This is a genomic window from Mycobacterium xenopi, assembly GCF_009936235.1.
GTDB lineage: Bacteria > Actinomycetota > Actinomycetes > Mycobacteriales > Mycobacteriaceae > Mycobacterium > Mycobacterium xenopi.
Genome location: NZ_AP022314.1, coordinates 1721144 through 1743891 on the forward strand (window position 1 = coordinate 1721144; position 22748 = coordinate 1743891).

At 64.3% G+C, this 22748-nt stretch carries 20 protein-coding genes and 3 pseudogenes; 17 read left to right on the top strand and 6 right to left on the bottom strand.

Going from position 1 to position 22748, the window contains the following annotated elements; genetic code table 11:
* Position 1: 1 nt before the first annotated feature.
* Complete coding sequence (locus tag MYXE_RS08115; RefSeq protein WP_003920917.1) at positions 2-823, bottom strand: enoyl-CoA hydratase/isomerase family protein; 822 nt, start codon at positions 821-823, stop codon at positions 2-4.
* Between the two features lie 125 nt (positions 824-948).
* On the opposite strand from MYXE_RS08115, the gene MYXE_RS08120 reads away from it, so the two are divergent.
* The 3 genes from MYXE_RS08120 to MYXE_RS08130 are packed head-to-tail and all read left to right on the top strand — an operon-like array spanning position 949 to position 3294.
* A complete protein-coding gene (locus MYXE_RS08120; RefSeq protein ID WP_003920918.1) occupies positions 949-1590 on the top strand; it encodes a hotdog family protein in 642 nt (213 codons plus the stop codon).
* 1 nt (position 1591) lies between these two features.
* On the top strand, positions 1592-2419 hold the full coding sequence (locus MYXE_RS08125) for a FadR/GntR family transcriptional regulator (protein WP_081485335.1): 828 nt from the start codon (positions 1592-1594) through the stop codon (positions 2417-2419).
* Positions 2416-3294 (top strand): enoyl-CoA hydratase/isomerase family protein, encoded by an 879-nt coding sequence (locus MYXE_RS08130; RefSeq protein ID WP_003920920.1) that lies wholly within the window; start codon positions 2416-2418, stop codon positions 3292-3294. The genes MYXE_RS08125 and MYXE_RS08130 overlap by 4 nt, the downstream gene beginning before the upstream one ends.
* 7 nt (positions 3295-3301) lie before the next feature.
* Here MYXE_RS08130 and MYXE_RS08135 read toward each other — a convergent pair whose 3' ends face one another.
* Complete coding sequence (locus tag MYXE_RS08135; protein WP_085195463.1) at positions 3302-4117, bottom strand: TetR/AcrR family transcriptional regulator; 816 nt, start codon at positions 4115-4117, stop codon at positions 3302-3304.
* A 178-nt stretch (positions 4118-4295) separates the two neighbouring features.
* On the opposite strand from MYXE_RS08135, the gene MYXE_RS08140 reads away from it, so the two are divergent.
* The 8 genes from MYXE_RS08140 to MYXE_RS08175 all read left to right on the top strand — a co-directional run bounded on the left by MYXE_RS08140 (position 4296) and on the right by MYXE_RS08175 (position 13003).
* The gene (locus tag MYXE_RS08140) at positions 4296-5093 is read left to right on the top strand and encodes an SDR family NAD(P)-dependent oxidoreductase (protein ID WP_085195465.1); all 798 of its coding nucleotides are present in this window, start codon (positions 4296-4298) and stop codon (positions 5091-5093) included.
* 15 nt (positions 5094-5108) lie between these two features.
* Entirely contained in the window at positions 5109-6116 is a 1008-nt protein-coding gene (locus MYXE_RS08145) for a dihydrodipicolinate synthase family protein (RefSeq protein ID WP_085195526.1), read from the top strand.
* Positions 6117-6207: 91 nt separating this feature from the next.
* Entirely contained in the window at positions 6208-7101 is an 894-nt protein-coding gene (locus tag MYXE_RS08150) for an enoyl-CoA hydratase (RefSeq protein WP_085195467.1), read from the top strand.
* A 2-nt stretch (positions 7102-7103) separates the two neighbouring features.
* The gene (locus tag MYXE_RS08155) at positions 7104-8306 is read left to right on the top strand and encodes an amidohydrolase family protein (RefSeq protein ID WP_085195527.1); all 1203 of its coding nucleotides are present in this window, start codon (positions 7104-7106) and stop codon (positions 8304-8306) included.
* 4 nt (positions 8307-8310) lie between these two features.
* A complete protein-coding gene (locus MYXE_RS08160) occupies positions 8311-9933 on the top strand; it encodes an acyl-CoA synthetase (RefSeq protein WP_085195469.1) in 1623 nt (540 codons plus the stop codon).
* Positions 9933-10769, top strand: a complete 837-nt coding sequence (locus tag MYXE_RS08165) for an amidohydrolase family protein (RefSeq protein ID WP_085195471.1) — start codon at positions 9933-9935, stop codon at positions 10767-10769. The genes MYXE_RS08160 and MYXE_RS08165 overlap by 1 nt, the downstream gene beginning before the upstream one ends.
* A gap of 2 nt (positions 10770-10771) precedes the next feature.
* On the top strand, positions 10772-11812 hold the full coding sequence (locus MYXE_RS08170) for an acyl-CoA dehydrogenase family protein (protein ID WP_003920928.1): 1041 nt from the start codon (positions 10772-10774) through the stop codon (positions 11810-11812).
* 9 nt (positions 11813-11821) lie between these two features.
* Complete coding sequence (locus MYXE_RS08175) at positions 11822-13003, top strand: acyl-CoA dehydrogenase family protein (protein ID WP_085195473.1); 1182 nt, start codon at positions 11822-11824, stop codon at positions 13001-13003.
* Between the two features lie 65 nt (positions 13004-13068).
* Here MYXE_RS08175 and MYXE_RS08180 read toward each other — a convergent pair.
* Positions 13069-13314, bottom strand: a pseudogene (locus MYXE_RS08180) (thiolase C-terminal domain-containing protein); the annotation flags it as partial.
* Positions 13315-13409: 95 nt separating this feature from the next.
* Positions 13410-15065, bottom strand: a complete 1656-nt coding sequence (locus MYXE_RS08185; RefSeq protein WP_085195476.1) for an acyl-CoA synthetase — start codon at positions 15063-15065, stop codon at positions 13410-13412.
* A gap of 146 nt (positions 15066-15211) precedes the next feature.
* Here MYXE_RS08185 and MYXE_RS08190 point away from each other — a divergent pair, with 146 nt between their 5' ends.
* The 3 genes from MYXE_RS08190 to MYXE_RS08200 all read left to right on the top strand — a co-directional run bounded on the left by MYXE_RS08190 (position 15212) and on the right by MYXE_RS08200 (position 17922).
* Positions 15212-15655, top strand: coding sequence for a nuclear transport factor 2 family protein (locus MYXE_RS08190; protein WP_085195478.1), 444 nt, complete (start codon positions 15212-15214; stop codon positions 15653-15655).
* Between the two features lie 72 nt (positions 15656-15727).
* Positions 15728-16855 (top strand): alpha/beta hydrolase family protein, encoded by a 1128-nt coding sequence (locus MYXE_RS08195; protein WP_415624463.1) that lies wholly within the window; start codon positions 15728-15730, stop codon positions 16853-16855.
* Positions 16852-17922 (top strand): TIGR03857 family LLM class F420-dependent oxidoreductase, encoded by a 1071-nt coding sequence (locus MYXE_RS08200; RefSeq protein ID WP_003920934.1) that lies wholly within the window; start codon positions 16852-16854, stop codon positions 17920-17922. The genes MYXE_RS08195 and MYXE_RS08200 overlap by 4 nt, the downstream gene beginning before the upstream one ends.
* Positions 17923-17948: 26 nt before the next feature.
* On the opposite strand, the pseudogene MYXE_RS08205 reads toward MYXE_RS08200, so the two are convergent.
* Positions 17949-19447, bottom strand: a pseudogene (locus MYXE_RS08205) (acyl-CoA carboxylase subunit beta).
* A 112-nt stretch (positions 19448-19559) separates the two neighbouring features.
* On the opposite strand from MYXE_RS08205, the gene MYXE_RS08210 reads away from it, so the two are divergent.
* The 3 genes from MYXE_RS08210 to MYXE_RS08220 all read left to right on the top strand — a co-directional run bounded on the left by MYXE_RS08210 (position 19560) and on the right by MYXE_RS08220 (position 22383).
* Entirely contained in the window at positions 19560-20018 is a 459-nt protein-coding gene (locus MYXE_RS08210) for a pyridoxamine 5'-phosphate oxidase family protein (RefSeq protein ID WP_003920936.1), read from the top strand.
* Between the two features lie 74 nt (positions 20019-20092).
* Positions 20093-21151, top strand: a complete 1059-nt coding sequence (locus tag MYXE_RS08215; protein WP_085195482.1) for an LLM class F420-dependent oxidoreductase — start codon at positions 20093-20095, stop codon at positions 21149-21151.
* 11 nt (positions 21152-21162) lie between these two features.
* Positions 21163-22383: a cytochrome P450 gene (locus MYXE_RS08220; protein WP_039890164.1), complete on the top strand. Its 1221-nt coding sequence runs from the start codon at positions 21163-21165 to the stop codon at positions 22381-22383.
* 37 nt (positions 22384-22420) lie between these two features.
* Here MYXE_RS08220 and MYXE_RS24335 read toward each other — a convergent pair.
* Positions 22421-22555: pseudogene (locus MYXE_RS24335) on the bottom strand (DivIVA domain-containing protein); the annotation flags it as partial.
* Positions 22556-22748 lie beyond the last annotated feature (193 nt).

The following is a 22748-nucleotide window of genomic DNA, read 5'->3' on the forward strand; positions in this document are numbered from 1 at the left end:
GTCACCGGCCACGAAACCGAGGCGGGCGATTTTCCCTGAAAGCGGCCAAGCCTTCCTTGAAGTCGGCGGTGCGGCAGGACAATTCCAGATTGAACAACTCTTGTGTCATGGATTGGCTCAACGTCGCATGCTGGCCGTAGTAGATGGCCTGCTTGGTCAGACCGATCGCGACTGTGGGCCCGGACGCCAGTCGTGACAACACATCTTCGGTTAAGGAGTCGAGCTCCGAAGGATTGACCGTCCGGTAGATCAATCCCCAGTCCGCGGCATGGGTTGCGCTGACTTTTTCGCCCAGCAACAGCATTTCCTTGGCCCGGGTCAGGCCCACTAGCCGAGGCAGCAGCCAGCTGGCGCCCGAATCCGGGCTAAAACCGCGCGCCACGAACGGCTCCCAGAACGTGGTGTCGGTAGTAGCCAGGGTGAAGTCGGCGGCCAGGGCCAGATTGCACCCGAGACCGGCGGCCCAGCCCCGCACGCTGCACACCACCGGCAACTGGATGGTGTAGACCAATTCGATCAGCCGATGTGCCAGGTGCGGGATTCGGCGCACCAGGGCCCCGGCGCGGGGACGCTGCTGAGCGTCGCTGTTGGCAGCTACCCAGTCGGCGCCCGCGCAAAAGTCGCTTCCGGCGCCGGTGATGTGAACCGCGCGAAGCGAATCGTCGGTCGCCGCCTCGGTCAATAGGCCGATGAACGACTCAACCATGTTATGGCTCAACGAATTACGCTGGCCAGGGCGGTCGAGTGTGAGCCGCAAGATGTCACCATCCCGGTGCGCTGTCACCGAGCCGTCGGCTGCCGCGGAGTGGGCGTTTTCGCTCACCGTTGATCCCGCCCTCCTCCCAGCCTCTACCGTTAGCCATACAGTAGCAGCTACGATTGCTACGCTGTATAAGTTAGCAAGGAAAGGCTGGCGGCGGAACAGCTAGCCGTTGGGAAAGAGGATCCATGGCCTTCGGCGAGCGACCGTTGTCGCAGACCGTTGCCGCCGCCGCGGCGATTCGGCGCCTGGCCTCGCTGCTGCTTGCGCTCGAACATCCCCATCCCACCGTTGAGGCCATGCTCACGAAGTTCGCCGAATGGGAGCGTGAGCTGGCCGCAGCGGCCCCTCCGGATAGCTCGCCGCGAATCGGTCCGGACGACGACGGCGTGCGCCGGGTGTATCTCGATCACTCGGCTGACATCGGATCCTTCAACCCGTGCTTTCCGGAGTACCTTTTCGACCACCTCGGCGCCGAAACGGCTCGCGGCCGGGTCACCTTCCCGTTGGTGTACGAGGGTCCGCCGGGGTTAGTCCACGGCGGGTTTCTGGGTGTCTTTTTCGACTGCGTGATCCAACATCACAACTGCGCCGCCAATCTCTCGGGCAAGACCCGTTCGCTGCAGCTGACGTTTCGCCGGCCGACGCCGATCCTCACCGAGTTGCATTTCGACATCGTGCGCAACGAAATCGACCGGGGCATCCAATCGACGGCCCGGCTGCTGCACGAGGGCGAGGTGCTGGCCATCGGGGAGAGCAACACGTTGGCATTGCCGCCTGACAAGCTGACCGGACACCGATTCGGCCGGCGACGACCCGAGACGACTTGACATGGTGGGGCATCGCATTCGTCAACCACGGGTGGCAGAAATCGTCGCGGCGCGGCTGCGGGACGACATCTTGTCGGGACGCCTCAGGGAAGGCGACGTCTTGCCGTCGCAGGAAAGCCTGTTCGCAGAGTTCGGTGTGAGTCCCCCGGCCGTGCGGGAGGCGATCCACATTCTGGAGACCGACGGACTGATCTCGGTGCGCCGGGGCAACGTCGGCGGAGCGGTAGTCCATCTGCCATCCGCCGAGCGCACCGCCCACATGATCAGCATGGTGCTGCAGACGCGGTCGGCGACGCCCGCCGACGTCAGTGAGGCGCTGATGCACCTCGAGCCGATTTGCGCGGGAATGTGCGCTGCCCGCGCAGACCGGATGACCGAAGTGGTGCCCTATCTCCAGGCTGAAATCGACGCTCAGGTAGAGCAATTCGACGACGTGGCACGGTATGTACCCAATGCGCGGCGGTTCCATGAAACGCTGGTATCGCGCTGTGGCAACGAGGCAATGATCTTGCTGATCGGCTCGCTGGAGCTGATCTGGTCTGCCCATGAGTCTTCGGTCTGGAACGGCGAGGGCCACCCCGCGCCGATGGGGCGCAACACCCGCCGGGCGGCGCTGCGCGACCATCAGCGGTTGCTCGACGCTATTTGTGACGGCAATGCCGCGCGAGCGGTGCGGGTAGCGCAGGATCACCTCGCCGCCGCACGCCGCAACACGCTTGCCTTCGGCACCGACAAGACCATCGAGGCCAAGCTGATCGGCAACACCGGCTTGGACTTCGGCCTCCAGTACAACGGGCGACCCGGGAGCAGGAAGGAGTCCGGTAGATGACCGCATCGGGCACCTCGGACGATCGTGTCCTTTTCGACATCGATGCCGACAAGCGGATCGCGACCATCACATTGAACAACCCCAAGCAACGCAACTCCTACGACGCTGCCATGCGTGACGGGATCGCGCGGTACCTCGATCGCATCGCCCAAGACGACGACATCACGGTGGTGCTGTTACGCGGAGCGGGCGGCGTGTTCAGCGCCGGCGCCGACATGAACAACGCTTACGGCTGGTATGGCGCCGGCAGCGCCAAGTCAGCAAAAAGCCGTCCCAGTCAACGACGTCGGCTTTCGGTGGACCGCAGGTCATTTGGCTTCTACCACAATTTCATGGGCTTCCCGAAAATCACGGTCGGGGAGATCAGCGGCTATGCCCTGGGGGGCGGTTTCGAGATGGCGCTGATGACCGACATTTCCGTGATCGCACGCGATACCAAGATCGGAATGCCTGCGACACGCTTCCTCGGCCCGGCGCTCGGCAGCTTGCATATGTTTTTCCATCGGTTGGGACCGGTTTTGGCTCGGCGTCTGCTGCTGACCGGTGACATCATCGAGGCCGGCACCATCGAGCATTTGGGAATCTTCACCGACACATGCGATCCCGGCGTCGTCACCGCGCGTGCCCGCTACTGGGCGGAGAAGGCCGCGAAAATGCCGGCCGACGGCATCGTCATCGCCAAGGAGGCCTTCCGGCTGGTCGAACAAACACAGGCTTACCAGGGCGAGGAAGTCGCCAGCTATTTGTTCCACGCCTTCGGGACCAACTTGCAGTTTGCGCCGGGCGAATTCAATTTCGTCAAGGCGCGAGCCCAATACGGCACCAAGGAGGCGTTCCGGCTGCGCGACGAACACTTCCACGTGCCGGAACCATAGGTGCGTGTTACCGAGACGCCTTGGTCCGCCCTCGCGGCGCCGCCGGTTTGCGCGCCCGCGCGGGGGATGACTTTGCTGTCTTCCGTTGGCGCGGCCGCTGTTTCGAACGGTTCTCCATTAGCCGGGCCGCGTGGTCGAGGATGCATTCCAGACCGTATTCGAAATTGGTCTCGTCGGCGGCGCCGAGGTGGTGGCCCTTGGCGGTCATTTGAGCAAGCAGCGGCGTTGTTTCCGGGTCGATGACCATGGCGTCCTCGATGGTGCGTGCCGAACCGTTCTCAGCCTCCTGATTCTTTTGGTGCAGCCGATGCAACACCACCGATCCCCGCACATGCACCGACACCGCGGAGTAGGTGTCGAACGCTTCGTCGGGCGACAAGCCCGCCTCGACCAGGCCAGCGATTGCCTTTTCGATCTCCTGAACCCCCAGCCGCGCCGCTTTAGGACTCAGCGCGGAGCGGATCAGAATCAGATCGCACAATATCGGGTTACCGATGAACGTTTTGCGCATCGAGCGGGCATGGTTTCGCAAAGTCTCCCGCCAGTCGCTGGCCTCGACATACGGGGTGGCGAACACGTATCTGCGCAGCGCGCGGTCGGTCATCGCGTTGAGCAGGTCGTCCTTCTTGCGAAAGTACCAGTAGATGCTTGTGACGCCGACGCCCAGATGCTTTCCGAGCAGCGGCATGCTCAGGTTGTCTATCGACACCTGCTCGGCGAGCTCGAACGCGCCTGTGATGATGTCGTCGGGATTGATGGATCCGCGTTCGCGTCGCTGACGCTTGTCGGCGGTCGCTTGCTTAGCCACTGCGGGCACCTCCATCAAGATCAATGCTGCTGACGCAGTCCCGAGCTGTGGGCCGGTGGAATCGAATCTACCGGCAGTTGCCGTCTGAACTGCCGCGACGCGGGCGTGTCGCCATTTCCCTCTGCTACTGTAATGCCTATCGTAGGGTTTTTGGTAGGTGCCCTGGCGGACGAGCAGCGACTGGGTAGCGGTGATGGATCTAGGGCTGAAAGACGCGGCCGCGGCGGTGGTCGGCGGCGCGCGCGGCATGGGGCTGGCCACCGCGCGATGTCTGGCGGCCGACGGGGCCCGAGTGGCCGTCATCGCCCGATCCCGGGCCGACCTTGATCACGCGGCCGAGGAACTGCGTGGGCTTGGCAGCGCGGATGCTGTGGGATTGGTCGCCGATGTCCGTGACGCCGGGCAGGTCGACAAGGTGTTCGCCGAACTCGGCGACCGGTGGGGCGGCGAACTCAACGTGCTCGTCAACGCGGTCGGGCCGAGCACGGTGGGCAGCTTCGAGGATCTCACCGACGACCAGTGGCGGCAGGCTTTCGACGACGGCGTGATGGGGATGGTGCATTGCGTTCGTTCCGCGCTGCCGCTGTTGCGCACGGCCGCCTGGGCGCGGATCGTCAACTTCTCGGCGCATTCGACCCAGCGGCAAAGCGTCGTGTTGCCCGCCTACACCGCCGCCAAAGCAGCCCTGACGAGCATTTCGAAAAACTTGTCGTTGCTGCTGGCCAAGGACGAGATTCTGGTCAACGTCGTCTCCCCGGGCAGCATTGCCTCGGAGTCCCTGGTCGGTTGGGCCAAGTCGGTTGGCGTCGACGGGGACGACCCTTACCAGTTGATGGACGCCATTGCCAAGCATTTCGGGCATCCGGCCCACTTGCCGCGCGCCGGACTTCCGGACGAAATCGGGCCGGTGGTCGCGTTTTTGGCGTCGCGGCGTAACTCCTACATGACCGGAGCCAATGTCAATGTCGACGGCGGCTCCGATTTCACCTGACGACGGGGGGGCGTGATGGCAACGGCTAGCCAAGCACGGACGTGGGCCCGCAACGCGCTGCGGGGGATCGGCGACTCGCTTTACACGCCCTTCTGTGGTCCCGACGGTGACGACATCGACTGGGCCGCCTACCGCACGCTGGTGCGGTACTGCGTCGGCGATCTTGGGCACCCGATGTTGTGGTGCACGAGCGGCATCGCTGAGTTCTGGTCTTTGACGCTCGCCGAGCGAAAGCGGCTGCTGGAGGTGGCGATCGAGGAAGCGCGGAGCCTCAATCACGATGTGGTCGTGCAAGCCTGCACCGCAGCCATGTCGGCGAAGGACTGTTTAGACCTTACGCTGCACGCCCAGCAGGTCGGCGCCGACATCGCCTACATCCAGACGCCGATGATGGAAGTCCACGGCGGTGACGGCGTGCTGCGGTTCTTCCGCTACATCGCCGAGCGCACCGATATCGCGTTGGGCATGTTTAATTCGCCGTCGTCCGGCTACGTGTTGACGCCGGCCGAAGGCGCACGGATCTACCACGAGGTGCCCGCCGTCTGCGCGACCAAGGAAGGCGCGTTCCGGCCTGCGGCGAGCTGGCAGTTGCACGAGATGGCGCCGGGGCTGGTGATCTGGGAGTGCGACAAGACGGTGTATCGCGCGGGCTGGCTGCGGGCGGGAATCGTCTGCCCCGCACAATTGGGCACCGCGGGGTATCTGTATGAAACGCCGCAGCGCCGGTTGCTCACCGACTACTGGGAGCTGATCGTCAACGACAAGCTCGTCGAGGCGATGGATTACGGGCGCGACTCAGGTTTGGACCAATTCGACGTCGACCTCGGTTCGTGGTTCACCTGCTATCCGGGGCGGCCCGATTACTTCACCCACTGGGGCGGTGCCTTCAAGTACGCGGCGTCGCTGCTGGGTCTACCGGTGGGAGCCTATCCCCACTCGCGGCCTCCTCAAGCCGAATTGCCTGTGGCGGCTAAGGAACAGATCAAGAATGCCTACTGTCGCCTGGGGCTTATCGCGCAGTAGGCGACGCGGTTGCGGAATGCTGTACCGATAGATATACAGTATGGGTACAAAGACGCTGGTGTCAGCGGCCGGGGATTGAGGAGACGCTGCGATGAGCACCGCCGACGACGTCGCTGCTGCGGCCGGCGCCCCCGCCGACCAAGACGACGCGGTGCGCTACGAGCTGACCGACAGCGGTGTCGCGGTGCTGACCCTGAATCGGCCGCAGCGGCTCAACACGTGGGGAGCCGATATCGCCGGGCCCTTCTATTCGAGCCTTGAACGTGCCGACGACGATCCGGCTGTCCGGGTGCTCGTGGTGACCGGCAGCGGCAAGGCGTTTTGCGCGGGTGCCCAGCTGGGCTCGATGGAAACGGTTGGCAAGTCGCTGGAGAACACCGACGAGCGGACCCTCAGCGAGTTGGTCGGTGAACGGCAACCCCATTTCCTGACCACTCTGCGCAAGCCTGTGATCGCGGCCGTCAACGGTTCATGTGTGGGCATCGGGTTGACGCTGGCCTTGATGTGTGATGTGCGGTTCGCCGCCGCCGGGGCGAAGTTCGCCGCATCGTTCGCGCGCCGGGGCCTCATTGCGGAGTACGGTGTCTCGTGGATCCTTCCGCGGTTGACCGGCTGGGGCGTCGCACTCGACCTGTTGTTGAGCGGGCGCGCGTTTCTCGCCGAGGAAGCGGCCGAGTTGGGCTTGGTCAAGGAGGTGGTCCAGCCCGAAGCGTTGATGACGCGCACTCTGGAATACGCCGAGGACATCGCGCGACACTGCTCGCCGGCTTCGATGGCCGTCATCAAGCGGCAGGCCTATGGCGACGCCACGCGAGACGTCGACGACGCGACCGCGCGCGCCGAGGCTTTGCTCCACGCGTCACTGTTGCGGCCCGACGTCATCGAGGGCATCACAAGCTTCTTCGAAAAACGAGCGCCTAACTTCCCGGGGCTGGGCTCATCGGAGCGATCAGCGGGGCAACAGCGTGCGGTACCGAAAGGATGACCATGACGAGCTTGGGCTACAAGCCGATTGACGTCGACAACCATTACTACGAGCCACTGGATGCGTTCACTCGCCATCTGGACAAGAAGTTCAAGCACCGCGGTGTTCAGATGCTCACCGACGGCAGGCACACGTATGCCGTCATCGGCGAGCGGGTCAACCACTTCATCCCCAATCCCACCTTCGACCCGATCATCGTGCCAGGCTGCCTGGACCTGCTGTTCCGCGGCGAGGTTCCCGAGGGCGTCGACCCAGCCTCGCTGATGAAGGTCGAACGGCTCGCGGATCATCCGGAGTACCAAAACCGCGACGCCCGCATCGCGGTCATGGATAGCCAGGGCATCGAAACCGTGTTCATGTTGCCGACGTTCGCGTGCGGTGTCGAAGAAGCGCTCAAACATGACATCGAGGCGACGATGGCGTCGGTGCACGCATTCAACCTGTGGCTCGACGAGGACTGGGGCTTCGACCGGCCCGACCACCGGATCATCGCCGCGCCGATTATCTCGTTGGCCGACCCCGAAAAAGCTGTCGACGAAGTGGAATTCGTGTTGGCGCGCGGTGCCAAGCTGGTGCTGGTGCGGCCGGCCCCGGTGCCGGGTGTGGTCAAACCGCGGTCGTTGGGCGATCCGGTCCACGATCCGGTGTGGGCCCGGCTGGCCGAGGCGGGCGTGCCAGTGGGCTTTCATCTCAGCGACAGCGGCTATCTGCAGATCGCCGCGATGTGGGGCGGCAAGTCGACCTTCGAGGGGTTCGGTGCCAAGGACCCGTTGGACGTGGTGCTGCTCGATGATCGCGCGATTCATGACACGATGGCCTCGATGATCGTGCACGGCGTGTTCACCCGCCACCCCAAACTGCGGGTGGCCAGCATCGAGAACGGGTCATACTTCGTATACCGGCTGATTAAGCGGCTCAAGAAGGCGGCCAACAATTATCCGCACCATTTCCGTGAGGATCCCTTGGAACAGTTGCGCAACAACGTGTGGATCGCCCCCTACTACGAGGACGACCTTGCGGCACTGGCCGAGGTCATCGGCGTCGAGCGAATACTGTTCGGGTCGGACTGGCCGCACGGCGAGGGACTGGCGAATCCGGTGGCGTTTACCGGAGAGCTGACCGGGTTCAGCGAGACAGAGGTGCGGAAGATCATGCGGGACAACGCATTAGATCTCCTCGGTGTCAAGGTGGCCTCGGCGGCATAGCGACATGCCCGAATGGACAATCGGCGCGGTGCTCGATGTTATCGCGGATGTCGTTCCGGATCGGCCGATGACAACGTGCGGTGAGCGCCGCAGCACCTTCGCCGAAACGGCATTACGCACCAGTCGATTTGCAAGTTTTCTGCAGCACAGCGGGTTCGGTGTTCATCGGCCGCGGGAGAGACTCAACCGTTGGGAATGCGGCCAAGATCGGGTCGCGCTGATCATGTACAACGATCTCTACCCCGACATGGTGATAGGGTGCTTGAAGGCCCGTGCTGTCCCGGTCAACGTCAACTATCACTACTCGCCTCGCGAGGTACGCGAGCTACTGGAATATGTGCGTCCGCGGGGCATCGTGTATCACCGGTCGCTGGGCGAGCGGCTCGCTGAAGCGCTGCTTTCCGTCGGCGCTGAAGTGCTGGTGTCGATCGACGACGGCAGCAGCGTCGCCCAACTGCCGGGAGCGGTTGCGTTGGACGAGGCGCTGTCTTCTGCAGCTGCCGTCCAAGTTGCGGGTTCACCCGACGACTTGATCATGATGTGCACCGGAGGCACGACGGGACGCCCCAAGGGTGTGCTGTGGCGTCAAAGCGACATGTACGTGGCCGCGATGGCGGGTGCCGATCACGCCAGTGTCGACGAGATTCGTCAGAAGGTGCGCGGCGGCGGCCAGCCCTGGTTTGCCGTTTCGCCCCTGATGCATGCGGCCGGGATGTGGACCGCGTTCGCGGCAATCCTCAATGGGCTCAGCGTCATTCTCTACGACAACCGAACCAAGCTCGATCCGCGATCGGTGTGGGAAACCGCGGCGCGGGAAAAAGTTGGCATGCTGACGATGGTTGGCGATGCATATGCCGGTCCCTTGGTGGCCGAACTGCGACGGGGGTGCTACGACCTGTCGGCGCTATATGCCATCGGCACCGGCGGCGCGGCCACCAACCACAAGTACAAGCAGGCGCTGATGGAGTGCCTGCCGCACGTCACGGTCATCGACGGGTATGGCTCATCCGAATCCGGTAACGCGGCATTCGGGCACAGCCGACACGGAACCATCAGCGAAACTTTCGAACTCAGGGACGGGGTAGCTGTAGTGTCCGCTGACCGTAGCCGGTTTCTGCGTCCCGGCGAGCAAGAAATCGGCTGGGTGGCTCGAACCGGCCGGATTCCACTCGGGTACTACAACGATCCGGAAACCACCGAGCGGACGTTCCCGGAAATCGACGGCCAGCGTGTAGTGATACCCGGAGACCGGGGAACCATCTTGGACGACGGCACACTCCGATTATTCGGTCGCGATTCCCAGGTCGTGAATACCGGCGGAGAAAAGGTTTTCGTCGAAGAGGTCGAGGAGGTGCTGCGGGCACACCCCGGTGTGGCCGACGCGCTCGTGGTCGGGCGGCCAAGCCAGCGCTGGGGCGAAGAAGTCGTGGCCCTCGTCGCGGTGCAGCCCGGTCATGACCACCTCGGCCGCGACGGGCTGCACGACTACTGCGGCTCACAGCTGGCGCATTTCAAAGTGCCCAAGGAGTTCATCTTCGTCGCACAAATCGAGCGCCTGGGCAACGGCAAGCCCAACTATCGATGGGCTAAACAGGCAGCGGCACAACATGTTTTGCAGGGATCGTGATGGCGTATAAAGCGATCGATTGCCTGGTCAACGTTCACTTCGGCGAAGCCGAGAAGCAGCCGAGCTGGATGCTCAAGGTCAGAGACGACTACTTCAAGGGCCCCGAATCGATGTTCGCGCCGGTCGATCTGACCGAGTTGCTCGACGAAATGGACGAGCAGAACGTGCAGCAAGCGATCCTGATGGACTCGCTGACAAACCCGTCGGCTACTGCACGCAAATTCGTTGAGGCCAAGCCGGATCGGTTTGCCCTGGCGATGGGTGGTGTGAACCTGCTGCGCCCCGTGCCGTCGCTGCGGGCGTTGAGTGCGGTCGTTGAAGACTTGCCGGTCGCCTATGCCGTTGTAGGGCCGAGCTTCTGGGGTGACGGACAGTATCCGCCCAGCGACGCCGTCTACTACCCGCTCTACGCAAAGTGCGCCGAATTAGAACTGCCGCTGTGTATCAACACCGGAATCCCGGGCCCGCCGATTCCCGGTGAGGTGCAACACCCGATGCATCTTGACCGGGTGTGCGTCCGGTTTCCGGAACTTCGGCTGTGCATGATTCACGGCGCGGACCCGTGGTGGGAGGTCGCGATCCGCCTGCTTCTCAAATACGACAACTTGCGTTTGATGACATCGGCATGGTCGCCCAAGCGGTTGCCGCAAAGCCTGTTGCACTACATGCGAACTCGCGGAGCCGATAAGATCATCTTCGCGTCGGATTGGCCGGTGCTGAGGATGCGCCGGGTAGTTCCCGAGGCGTGCGCCCTGGAGCTGCCGGTCGAGGTGCTTAAAAACTATCTATACAACAACGCGCGGCGATTCTTTTTCGACCGGGAACGGGAGCAGTGACCATGGACCGCTTCGAGCTACGCAGGTTGGACTACAGCCTGACCGAGGATCATACCGCGCTGCAGAACGCGTACAGGCAGTTCTTCAAGGCTCACTGCCCGATTGAAACCGTCCGCGCCGCTGAGCCTTCCGGATTCGACAAAAACCTGTGGGAGCGGTTGTGCGCGATGGGTGCAACGACGATGGCGGTGCCGGAGTCCTGGGGCGGCGACGGAGCGACGCTGGTCGACCTGACGCTGGTGGCCGAGGAGATCGGCCGTTCGCTCGCCCCGGTCCCGTGGATCGACCATGTCTGCGCTGCTCGCCTGCTCGCCCGCCTGGGCGCAGTAGAGGCCGACGTTGTCAGCGGAAAGCAGCTTGCCGCGCTGGATGTTCAGGTCGAAAGTGGCACGGGTGCACGGCTGATCCCGAGCGGTTCGATCGCCGACCAGATCGTCGTCCGCGACCGCGAGTCGGTGGTCCAGCTGACGTTCGCCACCCGACCGGCCAAGGTCGACAACATCGGCCGCTTGCCCATGGCCTGGGTCGACCCGGCCGCCGCCGACACCCGCACCGTTCTGGCCGACGGGCCGGATGGGGCGAGGCATTACCGACGCGCGCTTGACGAGTGGCGGCTGCTGACCGCAGCGGCTTTGGTCGGTTTGGTCGAAGAGACCATGACCATCGCCGCGGAGTTCGCCAAGACCCGCTACACACTGGGAGTGCCGATCTCGACGCTGCAGGCGATCTCGCATCCGCTGGCCAACATGGCGATTACCGTGCAGAGTGGTCGCAATCTCAGCCATCGCGCCGCCTGGTTTCTCGACAACGAGCCCGACGAGCGCGGCGAGCTGGCGGCGTCGGCGTTGGTGTTCATGTCCGAAGAGGCCGCCAAGGCCGCCACCATGGCCGTGCACATCCAAGGAGGTCTCGGGGTTTCTGCGGAAGCGGCCGCGACGGCGTATCTGGTGCGCGCTCGGGGCTGGCCATTAGCCGGCGGTGACCCGGCAGCGAGTGCGAAGCAGATTGCGCACATCGTTGCAGCGCGTGAAGCACAAGACTAGGAGCAAGCGATGGACTTCTCGAAAGTCGAACTGTCTGAAGAGGACAAGGCTTTCCTCGACGAGGTGCGCAAGTTCCTAGCCACGCATGTCACCGAGGAGGTCTGGCGCCGCGACCGCGAAACCGGCGACAACTTCGATGAAGGCGTTCACTTGGCGATGGGTGCCGCGGGATATCTGGAAGCCGAGTGGAAGCCGGAACACGAAGGCGGGTTCAGCCGCGTGCGCCGGCGCATCTGGGAACTGGAAAAGCGCCGCTTTCATGTGCCATGGGTAACGTGGGGCACGACCGCGATGGTGGCCCGCTCAGTGGCGAAATTCGGCTCGCAGGAACTCCAGGACGAGGTGCTGCCAGGCGTGTTCAGTGGCCACATCCGAATGTGCCTGGGCTACACCGAACCCGAAGGCGGCTCCGACGTCGCCACCTGTAAAACCCGTGCCGTGCGCGATGGCGATGATTGGATTATCAACGGCTCCAAAATGTTCACCACCGGCGCGCACAACTGCCAATACGCCTTCTTGATCACTAATACCGATCCCGACGCACCGAAACACAAAAGCCTGACCATGTTTCTGGTGCCGCTGAACTCGCCTGGTATCGAGGTTCAGGGCATCCGAACCATTGATGGCGACCGCACCAACATCGTCTACTACACCGACGTCCGCGTCGCCGACAAGTACCGATTGGGCGACGTCAATGGTGGCTGGACTGTGCTACGTGAGCCACTCAACGTCGAACACGGCGCGGTCCCGCCCGCGCGGGACGGCCTACAAGACACGTCGATCATGATGCACCAGGCCGGGTTTCTCGCCGAGGCGGTCGACAAAGCCGCGGCGCGGGCGGCGCAGCCAGGTCCGGATGGCCGTCGGCCTGTCGACGACAACTCGGTGGCGTACCGGTTGGGCCGCAGTGTGGCCCGGCTGGAGGCGGCGCTGTCCACGCCCAGCATCTTCGGCCGCGTCGCGATCGCTCAAACCATGCGTGACATCTCGCCGGACTTAATGGACGTACTCGGGTCGGCTGCGGCGTTGCCGTACGGGACCGACGGGGCGGCCGACGACGGGGCTGCCGAGTACTGCTACCGCTTCGCGCCGCTGGTCGGGATCTACGGCGGCACACTGGAAGTGTTCCGCAACATGATTGCCCAGCACGTCCTGGGGTTGGGCAAGCCCGCGTATGCGCCGCGAACGTGAAACTGTTGCGAGCGTCGACGGCTCAGACTCAAGGGGTCGTTGCAACAGTTTCACGTTCGGCGAGATCACGTGCTCAGGATCGTCGCGGCGGCGGTGCCGGGCGCGCCGTACACCTGAGCAAACCCAACCCGCGGCGTCCCGGGCACTTGACGGTCGCCCGCTTCGCCGCGCAATTGACGTACCAGCTCATGTACCTGCCGCAGCCCGGAGGCCCCGATCGGCTCACCGTTGGCGATGAGCCCGCCGTCGGTGTTGACCGGCATCGGCCCGCTGATCTCGGTGGCGCCGTCGGCGACCAGCTTCTGCTGCTCGCAGCGCCTTTCCGCCGTCCGGCACGGCTGTACGCCGACGCAATGCTATGGAGGGCGCGCCGTCGAACACGCCGCCGACTCAACCGGCGCAGCGGTTAGCCCCCGCTGACCGCCTGCTCGCGGGCCCAGCGATAGTCAGCCTTGCCGGATGGGCTGCGCTCAATCACCGGGCGGAACACAATCGCCTTGGGCAGCTTGTAGCGGGCGATGGAACCGGCCGCATGCTCGATCAATTCGCGCTCGTCGGCTTGAGCACCTTCGGCTAGCGCGACGATGGCGACCACTTCCTGGCCCCACCGCTCGCTGGGCCGCCCCGCCACCACCACGTCGGCCACGGCGGGATGAGACGCGATCGCGGTTTCGACCTCCTCCGCGAAAACCTTTTCGCCGCCGGAGTTGATGCACACCGAGTCGCGGCCCAGCAACTCGATGGAGCCGTCCGCCAGATGGCGTGCCCGGTCACCGGGTATTGCGTAGCGCACGCCGTCGATGACGGGAAACGTCGTACCGGTCTTGGTGGCGTCGCCGTTGTAGCCCAGCGGCACGTAACCGCGCTGCGCGAGCCAGCCGATGCCGTCGTGGCCCGGTTCGAATACGCGGCTGAGGTCGTCGGCGATCACGCAGGTGTCCGGGCCGGGGCTGAATGTGCCGGTCGACACGGTCCCGGTCATCGACAGGTGACTCATCTGTGCGCCGGACTCCGAGGAGCCGACACCGTCGACCACGACGAGGCCCGGACGGGCTTGTATCAGCCGCTCTTTGACATACGGGGTCAGCAGGGCTCCGCCATTCGCCACCACCGCCAGCGACGACACGTCCGCGTTGCCCTTCTCGATGGCCGCTGCGAGCGGTCGAGCCATCGCGTCGCCGACCACGGTTACAGCCGCCACCCGCTCACGCTCGATAGTCCGCACGACGTCGTCGGCATCCAAGTGATCCACAACCGTGGGGAAGACAATCGACTGCCCTGTTGTCATCGCGGTCATCACGCTCCACTGGGCCGCGCCGTGGATGAGCGGCGGCAGGATCATCAATTTGGTTCCAGGTCCGGCGGTCGCGCGGGCGACGAGTTCGTCGTACGAGCCCACCGGTTGGCCGCTGATCAGGTCCCGTCCGCCGAATGAGGTCATGAAGATGTCGTGCTGGCGCCACAGCACACCTTTGGGCATTCCAGTGGTGCCGCCGGTGTAGAGCACGTACAGGTCATCCGGGGAAGGTTGCACCGGCGGCGGTCCCGGTGGGCCGGATCTGACGATGGTCTCGTAGTCGACCGCTCCGTAGATGAGGTCATTGCCCGAGTCGTCGGCGATTTGAATCAAGACACGCAGGTGGGGGAGATCCGGCAGCACTTCGGCCACCCGCGGGGCGAACGCGGCGTGGTAGAGCAGCGCGCTGGCGCCCGCGTCGGCCAGCAGATACTGCAGTTCACTTTTGACGTAACGGAAGTTGACGTTGAACGGCGCGACCCGTGCCCGGAAGGCGCCGAGCAGCCCCTCTACAAATTCGGTTCCGTTGTAGGCGTAGATGCCAATCAGGTCCTGGCCCACCTGGTGGCCAGCCAGCGTCGATCGTTCGGTGTGACAGCCCAGTCCACGGGAATGCAGGTAGGACGCGAGCCGGTTGGAGCGATCGACGACTTGGGCATACGTGTAGCGGCGCTGGCCGTGGATGACCAGTTCCCGATCGGGAAACGCGGCGCTGACGGCGTCGGCCACGGCGGGAACTGTGAATTGTGTTGTGGGCTCGGGCATCGGGCCTCTCATGGCTGGTGCGGCAGCAATCGGATCATCAGGCCATCGGCCTTGCTCAGCAGGGTACCGTCAAGGATCCTCCCGAACGCTGCTACCGATACTAAGGACGTTACGGTATAGATTTCAGCTCGAAGAGAGGTTACCGGGTGGCTGACGACCTTGACGCGATCCACCAGTTAAAGGCGCGCTACTGCCGCTTCCTCGACACTAAGAACGTTGAGGCTTGGCGGGGCGTGTTCACCACCGATGTCGTGGTGACGCTGGATATGGCCGTCTCTACCGGCGGAGCGGATCCGATGACGGCCCCGCCGGTGGAAGGCGTCGAAAACTTCGTTCCCACCGTGATGGCCGGGCTCGAGGGCGTGGCCACGATGCACCACTGCCATACCCCTGAGATCGTTTTCATCTCGCCCACGACCGCGTCGGGCACCTGGGCGATGGAAGACGTGCTGATCTTCGGTGACGGTCGTGAGATGCATGGCGCCGGTCACTACCACGAGACGTACGAAAAGCAGGAGGGCGTGTGGCTGATCAAAACCCTGCACCTGACTCGCACCGTGCTGCGGATGCTGCGCAGTCAGCCAGCGTGAATACCATTCGCGTGCGGCGTCCGGGGCAACTGGCCGCCGCTCGGATTTGAGCTCTCCTAGAAGATGACGAAAATGGCAGTAGCTGCACGTGCTCTCGACATCACCCGCGAATTGGCGCTGGTGCTGCCCCGCGCGGTATCCGGAATCAGCGAGTCAACCGACTGGCTCCCTATTTCTCCCCGCGGCGTACGCCAGTTCGGCGAAGTTTTACTTGACGAGCTCGTGCTGACCGGCTTTTCGGTGCTGGCGGGTGACGTGGCAGCGACAGCACCACCGCTGAGCGCATGCACGGCCGCGGCCGAGGAACTGTCGACGCTGGGCATCGAGGATGCGCATGCTGACCCACAACCGTTGCGAGTGCGTAACATCCGCCGGCGACGCATCGGCACCCTGACCTACGAGCGCCTGACGTTCGAACACGAACCCGCGCTGCCCGGCACACTCCGAGCTGCGGGTCTGGGCGGTCCAGCGAGGGCGGTAGTACACCTGTGCCGGCACCGTGACGGACCACGGCCGTGGCTGGTGTGGATTCATGGCGCGGGGCAGGGTCGCCCGGACGACCTATTGATGTCCCGGGCCGGTCGCATACAACACAAGCTGGGCGTCAACGTCGCGGTACCAGTGCAGCCCGGCCACGGCAGCCGTCGTCGGCAATGGCCGCCCTATCCCAGCATCGATCCGCTGATCAACGTGGCAGGCATGATGCGTTCGGTGTCGGAGGTCCGCGCCGTCGTGCGATGGCTGCAGCCGCACTCGACTACTGTTGTGGTATCGGGTGTTTCGATGGGCTCCCCGGTCGCAGCCTTGGTTGCGCATTTGGAGAAGCGGATTGGCGGCGTCGCGCTCTACACGCCGATCCTGGGTCTCAATGCGATGATCGCGCGCCACCTGGAACGCCGGGGTCCGTCACGGCATGGTCTGCGCGAGTTGTTGAGCTCACCGGTGGTGGCGGCGCTGACCTCGGTGATCGACCCGCTGAGAGTCGAGCCGGTGCCGCCGCCACAGCGACGGCTCATCGTGGGCGCCTGGCACGACCGGATGGCGATGCGCGAACCCGCGCTTGCGCTGCAGCAGCGGTGGGGCGGCCAATTTCACTGGTACGACGGCAGTCATGTCGGCCACGTGTTCTCCCGGCGGGTGCAGGCCGTGTCGGAGCGGTTCCTGCGCAAGGTCATCGACGAAGTGGGGGCGGGCGGTTGAACGCTAGCGTTCTTGACGAACTGGGCTACTACCTGCTGGCCGGAGCGGGCGGCGACGGCCCCGCAACGTTGATGGACGAGGCCCGCCGTGGTGAGGAGCTGGGCTTCGGCACCGCGTTCATCTCCGAACGGTGGAACGTCAAAGAAGCGTCGTCGCTCGTCGGCGCGGCGTGCGCGGTGACCAACCGGATGCAGATCGCCACCGCAGCAACCAATCACAACACGCGCCATCCGCTTATCACCGCGTCCTGGGCCACCACCATGCACCGGCTTTCCGGCGGACGCTTCACGCTGGGCATCGGTCGCGGTGTCGCGGCGATGTACGCGGCTTTCGGCATTCCGGCGGTGACGACCGCGCAGATGGAGGAATTTGCGGCAGTTATGCGCCGGTTGTGGCGCGGCGAGGTGATCCTCAACCACGACGGCCCGATCGGCACGTACCCGGTACTGGCGCTCGACCCCGACTTCAACGAAGACATCCGGCTGGCGCTCGTCGCATTCGGGCCTAAGTCTCTTGCATTGGGCGGCAAGGTTTTTGACGACGTTATTCTGCATACCTTTTTCACGCCGGAAACTGTCGAGCGATGCGTCAGGATCGTCAAAGAGGCGGCCGAGCGAGCTGGCCGCGACCCGGCCAGTGTGCGGGTGTGGTCGTGTTTTGCCACGGTCGGCGATCACCTTCCCGAGGAGTTGCGACTGAAGAAGACGGTGGCTCGCCTGGCCACCTACCTCCAGGGCTACGGCGATCTTCTGGTCCGCACCAATGGCTGGGATCACGCTGTGCTGCAGCGGTTTCGGGAAGATCCGGTCGTGACCTCGATTGGCGGCGCGATCGACCAGAAGGCCACCGCTCAGCAGATCGAGCACATTGCGACGTTGATCCCCGAAAAGTGGCTGGAGCCGTCGGCCACCGGGTCGGCCGAACAATGCGTGCAGCGCATCCGCAACGAGTTCGACTACGGCGCGGACGCGGTGATCATGCACGGCGCAACACCTGACGAGCTTGAGCCGATCGTCGCCGCGTACCGGGCGAGCAGGCGCAAAAGCACCCATTTCGGCACGAAATAGGGCGATTTTGGGCCTGCTCGCCACCCCTACGGCATGATCGCGGTCCGGGCGACGGGCTCGGCGACGGCCTGGCGGGCGTGCAGGCCGCGCTGCAACGAAGCCAGCAGCGCGTCACGGGTCTCACGCGGATCGATGAGCTCGTCGAAACCCATGTGCTCGGCCGACCGATACGATGCCTGCAACTCGGCTTTCCGCAGCTTCGCCGAGAGATCTTCACCGGCGTGCGAGGCGCGGCTCAACGCCGCAGCACTCATCGCGCCCATCGTCGCGCCTGGATAGGCGAACGTGGCAACTTGGTTGTCGAACCCGATCAACGACATGACCATGGAGCCGAACCCGTAGGCCTTGCGTAGCGTGACATGCAGTTTCAGCGTGGTCGCCGCGGTCTGTGCGGCGAACATCCGTGCGCCGCTGCGCAGTACCCCGGCACGCTCCGACCGACTGCCCGGCAGCATCCCAGGGTTGTCGGCCAGAAAAAACGATCGGCAGGTGGAATGAGTCGGCCACCATGATGAAATGCGCTGCTTTGTCGGCGGCGTCGGCATCGATCGAGCCGGGCCAGCACCTTGGGCTGGTTGGCGACTACCGCCACCGGGTGTCCGCCCAGATGGGCCAAAGCACAGATGATCGCCGGGCCAAATGCGGGCTGAACCTCAAACCAGTCAGGCCGGTCGAATACAACGTCGAGCACGGCGCGCATGTCGTAGACGCGGCGGTTGTCGCGCGACACAATGTCGAGCAGCTCAGGTGTCGGCCGGGGTTCTGCGGCCTGGTCGCTGGGCAACGACGGCGGATACGACCATGCGCTGGATGGGAAATACGACAGGTACCGCCGGATCGCGTCCAGCACCGCTTCGTCGTCGGCGGCGACGTTGTGCACCACTCCGCTGGCCAGCGCAACGTCCGGCCCGCCGAGATCCTCTTTGGAAATGTCTTCTCCCGTCGACTCTTTGACGACCGGCGGTCCGGCGGTGAAGATCGCGCCCTGTCGGCTCATGATCCGAAAGTCGCACACCGGCGCGACGAGCGCCCCGTGGCCCGCCGAAGGCCCGAGCACCGCAGCGACGGTCGGCACCCGTCCCGAACAGCGGGCCTGGGCTAGCAGGTCGGTCGGCGTGCGCCCGTAGTGTGCACCGGTTGGTCGGAAGCCGGCGCCTTCCAGCAACATGACGAGGGGGATTTTGTCGCGCAGCGCCAACTCGGCGATGCGGTAGCGCTTGGAGTTGCTGCCGGGCGCGATGGTGCCGGCCACGGTGGTGAAGTCCTCCGCGCCCACCATCACCGGGGAACCGTTGATGCACCCGGAGCCGACCACGATCGCGTCGGCTGCGACGTCGCCGCCCACGAGCGTGCCGAGCTCGCGAAATGTGCCCGGGTCCAGGAGCCGTTCGACGCGCGCGCGGGCGTCGAGCTTGCCCTGACTGCGGTGCTTGGCCAGCCGCTCAAGCCCGCCCATCCCGCGCGCTTGCTGACGGCGGCGGCCGAGGTCGTCGAGCGTCTCCTGCCAGTCGCGGGATTTGGTCATGCTCTTGTCCTATCTCGTCGCAGGGCGATCGTCCGAATCGAGCCTACGTACTGAACTGCTTACTGTAGTGTCGGCGACAGGATGGGTGGCCTTCGGTGGACGGAGTGGCCTCGTGATCCGATTGACGACTGAAGAGGCGTGGGACGTCGTCGCGGGCTCGCATACCGGGATTCTGACTACGCTGCGCCGTGACGGTATGCCGATCACGCTGCCGGTGTGGTTTGTGATCGACGACCGCACGATCGCGATGATGACGCCGGCCCGCACCAAGAAGATCGCGCGGGTTCGACATGACCCGCGGGCGTCGTTTCTGGTCGAGTCGGGGGAACGCTGGACCGACCTGCGCGGCGTCCATTTCACCGGTCGTGTGGAGATTGTCGACGATGGCGAGGTGACGGGCAGGATCAACGACGCGCTCACCGCCAAGTACGCGGCATTTCGCCCACACCTCGACACCCTTCCGGCGGCCACCCGGTCCTATTACGCGAAGCAGGTTTTTCTTCGTTTCGTCCCTGATCCGCGCATCTTGACGTGGGATAACTCGCGCATCGCCACGGGGCGGAAACGTTGACCCTACCGAACGGCTTACTGTAGCTTACTTAACATGAGTCGTGGATGCTGTGCGCGACCGGGAAACGTCCGCGGATGAGCGCCACGGCTAGGTCAGGCCTCAAGGTCGATGGCGGCGTTTCCAGTCAGCTCGCTCGCGTGCCCCAGGCAGCCGCGGCGCTGGAGCGGCAGGGCTATGACGGTTGCTGGACAGCCGAAGTCGACCACGACCCGTTCCTGCCACTGGTCTTGGCCGCCGAGCACACCTCGAACATCGAGCTCGGAACGAGCATTGCGGTGGCCTTCGCCCGAAACCCGATGACCGTTGCCAACATTGGCTGGGACCTCCAGGCGTACTCGCGGGGGCGATTCATTCTCGGCCTGGGTTCGCAGATTCAGGCGCACATCGAGAAGCGGTTCAGCATGCCGTGGAGTCATCCGGTGCGCCGCATGCGTGAATTCATCGTCGCGCTGCGGGCAATCTGGTCCGCGTGGCGCGACGGCACGCCGCTGCGCTTCGAGGGTGAGTTCTACACCCACAAACTGATGACCCCCATGTTCACCCCCGAGCCGCAACCCCACGGATTTCCCAAGGTGTTCGTTGCCGCGGTTGGCGAAGCGATGACCGAGATGTGCGGCGAAGTCGCTGACGGCATGCTGGCCCATGCGTTCACCACAAGGCGGTATCTCGACGAGGTGACGATGCCGGCTTTGCAACGCGGAATGCAGCGTTGTGGTCGCGACCGCTCCGACTTTCAGCTCGCCTGCCCAGTGTTCGTGGTGACCGGGGCGAGCGACGCTGAGCTGGAGGCCGCCGCTGCCGGCACTCGCAAACAAATCGCCTTCTACGGATCGACACCCGCGTACCGCAAGGTTCTCGAACTGCACGGCTGGGGCCATCTGCAAACCGGGCTGCATGAGCTGTCGCTGCGCGGCCAGTGGGACGCCATGGGCTCGCTGATCGACGACGAGATGCTGAACGCTTTCGCGGTGGTAGCCGAGCTTGACCAGCTCGCCGCCAAGATCAGAGACCGATGCGACGGCGTCGTCGACCGGGTCATGCCGAGCTTGCCGGCCCGCTTGTCCGAGACTGCTGTTTGCGGCGTTCTGGAGGAGCTGCGGGGCCAAACCCAGGCAGTGAGGAGTAGCCCATGAGTACACGGACGATGGACGAGGCCGCAAAGCTGCTGGCCGACCCGCTGGCGTATACCGACGAGCCGAAATTGCATGCGGCGCTGGCTCATCTGCGTGCCAACGCCCCGGTGTCGTGGGTGGATGTGCCGGGCTACCGGCCGTTTTGGGCGGTTACCAGACACGCCGACATCATGGATATCGAGCGCGACAACGTGCTGTTCACCAACTGGCCGCGACCGGTGCTGACCACCGCGGAAGGCGATGAGATGCAGGCCAACGTCGGGGTGCGCACGTTGATCCACATGGACGACCCGCAGCATCGTGTGGTGCGCGCGATCGGCGCCGATTGGTTTCGCCCGAAGGCCATGCGAGCGCTGAAGGTCCGCGTCGACGAGCTGGCCAAGATCTATGTCGACAAAATGATTGAGGTCGGCCCCGAGTGTGACTTCGTCCAGGAGGTCGCGGTCAACTATCCGCTGTACGTGATCATGTCGCTGCTGGGCATCCCAGAGGCCGACTTCCCGCGGATGCTCAAACTGACACAGGAGTTATTCGGCAGCGACGACACCGAGTTCAAGCGCGGCACCACCAACGAGGATCAGCTGCCCGCTCTGCTCGACATGTTCCAGTATTTCAACGGCGTCACCGCGTCGCGACGCGAACACCCGACCGAGGACCTCGCATCGGCAATCGCCAACGCCCGCGTCGACGGTGAGCCGTTGTCGGACATCGACACCGTGTCGTACTACCTGATCGTCGCCACCGCGGGCCACGACACCACCAGTGCCACCATTTCGGGCGGTCTGCAGGCTCTGATCGAGAACCCTGACCAGCTCGACCGGCTGCGCGACGACCTGTCACTTATGCCGCTGGCCACCGAGGAGATGATCCGCTGGGTCACCCCCGTCAAGGAGTTCATGCGCACTGCCGCCGAGGACACCATGGTGCGCGGCGTGCCGATCGCTGCCGGGGAGTCGGTGCTGCTGTCCTACGTGTCGGCCAACCGCGACGAGGACGTGTTCGACGACCCGTTCCGGTTTGACGTGGGACGTGATCCCAACAAGCACTTGGCCTTCGGCTACGGCGTGCACTTCTGCCTAGGTGCCGCGCTGGCCCGCATGGAGGTCAGCAGCTTTTTCACCGAACTGCTGCCCCGCCTGAAATCCGTAGAGCTAGCCGGAGATCCGCAATTAATTGCCACGACGTTCGTCGGCGGGCTCAAACACTTGCCAGTCCGCTACTCGTTCAAGTGAGCTCCCAGCTTAGCTACGTGTCTGCCCCGGCCTCGCGACGCTTCAGTGTGTCCTCAACCCGGTCGAGAAAGGCGTCGACCTGGTCTTCGTTGTAGCCGCGTTTTCCGATGGGAGGCTTGGACAAAGCCACGTTGCGAACGTCGTCGGGAGTAAGAGGGCCAAGCCCCGTCACTTCGGGGTGCCACCTGCTGCCATCCTGTTCGATGGGTGGTGCTTCATGAGCCCAACCGCGCGTCGATTGACGCATCTTCTTGCCGAACAACGACATGGCACTCTCCCGGCAGACGCGAACTAAGGAACAACCAGAGCGTACGCACGCCACCGCAACGACGGCCGCACGATTATCGTGGATTGTCATGCCCAGG

Coding starts and splice junctions, on each gene's coding strand:
- MYXE_RS08145 (WP_085195526.1), top strand. CDS start 5,109: ATGGCAACGGCTAGCCAAGCACGGACGTGGGCCCGCAACGCGCTGCGG.
- MYXE_RS08165 (WP_085195471.1), top strand. CDS start 9,933: ATGGCGTATAAAGCGATCGATTGCCTGGTCAACGTTCACTTCGGCGAA.
- MYXE_RS08185 (WP_085195476.1), bottom strand. CDS start 15,065: ATGCCCGAGCCCACAACACAATTCACAGTTCCCGCCGTGGCCGACGCC.
- MYXE_RS08125 (WP_081485335.1), top strand. CDS start 1,592: ATGGTGGGGCATCGCATTCGTCAACCACGGGTGGCAGAAATCGTCGCG.
- MYXE_RS08155 (WP_085195527.1), top strand. CDS start 7,104: ATGACGAGCTTGGGCTACAAGCCGATTGACGTCGACAACCATTACTAC.
- MYXE_RS08195 (WP_415624463.1), top strand. CDS start 15,728: ATGGCAGTAGCTGCACGTGCTCTCGACATCACCCGCGAATTGGCGCTG.
- MYXE_RS08120 (WP_003920918.1), top strand. CDS start 949: ATGGCCTTCGGCGAGCGACCGTTGTCGCAGACCGTTGCCGCCGCCGCG.
- MYXE_RS08150 (WP_085195467.1), top strand. CDS start 6,208: ATGAGCACCGCCGACGACGTCGCTGCTGCGGCCGGCGCCCCCGCCGAC.
- MYXE_RS08140 (WP_085195465.1), top strand. CDS start 4,296: ATGGATCTAGGGCTGAAAGACGCGGCCGCGGCGGTGGTCGGCGGCGCG.
- MYXE_RS08135 (WP_085195463.1), bottom strand. CDS start 4,117: ATGGAGGTGCCCGCAGTGGCTAAGCAAGCGACCGCCGACAAGCGTCAG.
- MYXE_RS08170 (WP_003920928.1), top strand. CDS start 10,772: ATGGACCGCTTCGAGCTACGCAGGTTGGACTACAGCCTGACCGAGGAT.
- MYXE_RS08130 (WP_003920920.1), top strand. CDS start 2,416: ATGACCGCATCGGGCACCTCGGACGATCGTGTCCTTTTCGACATCGAT.
- MYXE_RS08160 (WP_085195469.1), top strand. CDS start 8,311: ATGCCCGAATGGACAATCGGCGCGGTGCTCGATGTTATCGCGGATGTC.
- MYXE_RS08215 (WP_085195482.1), top strand. CDS start 20,093: ATGAGCGCCACGGCTAGGTCAGGCCTCAAGGTCGATGGCGGCGTTTCC.
- MYXE_RS08175 (WP_085195473.1), top strand. CDS start 11,822: ATGGACTTCTCGAAAGTCGAACTGTCTGAAGAGGACAAGGCTTTCCTC.
- MYXE_RS08220 (WP_039890164.1), top strand. CDS start 21,163: ATGGACGAGGCCGCAAAGCTGCTGGCCGACCCGCTGGCGTATACCGAC.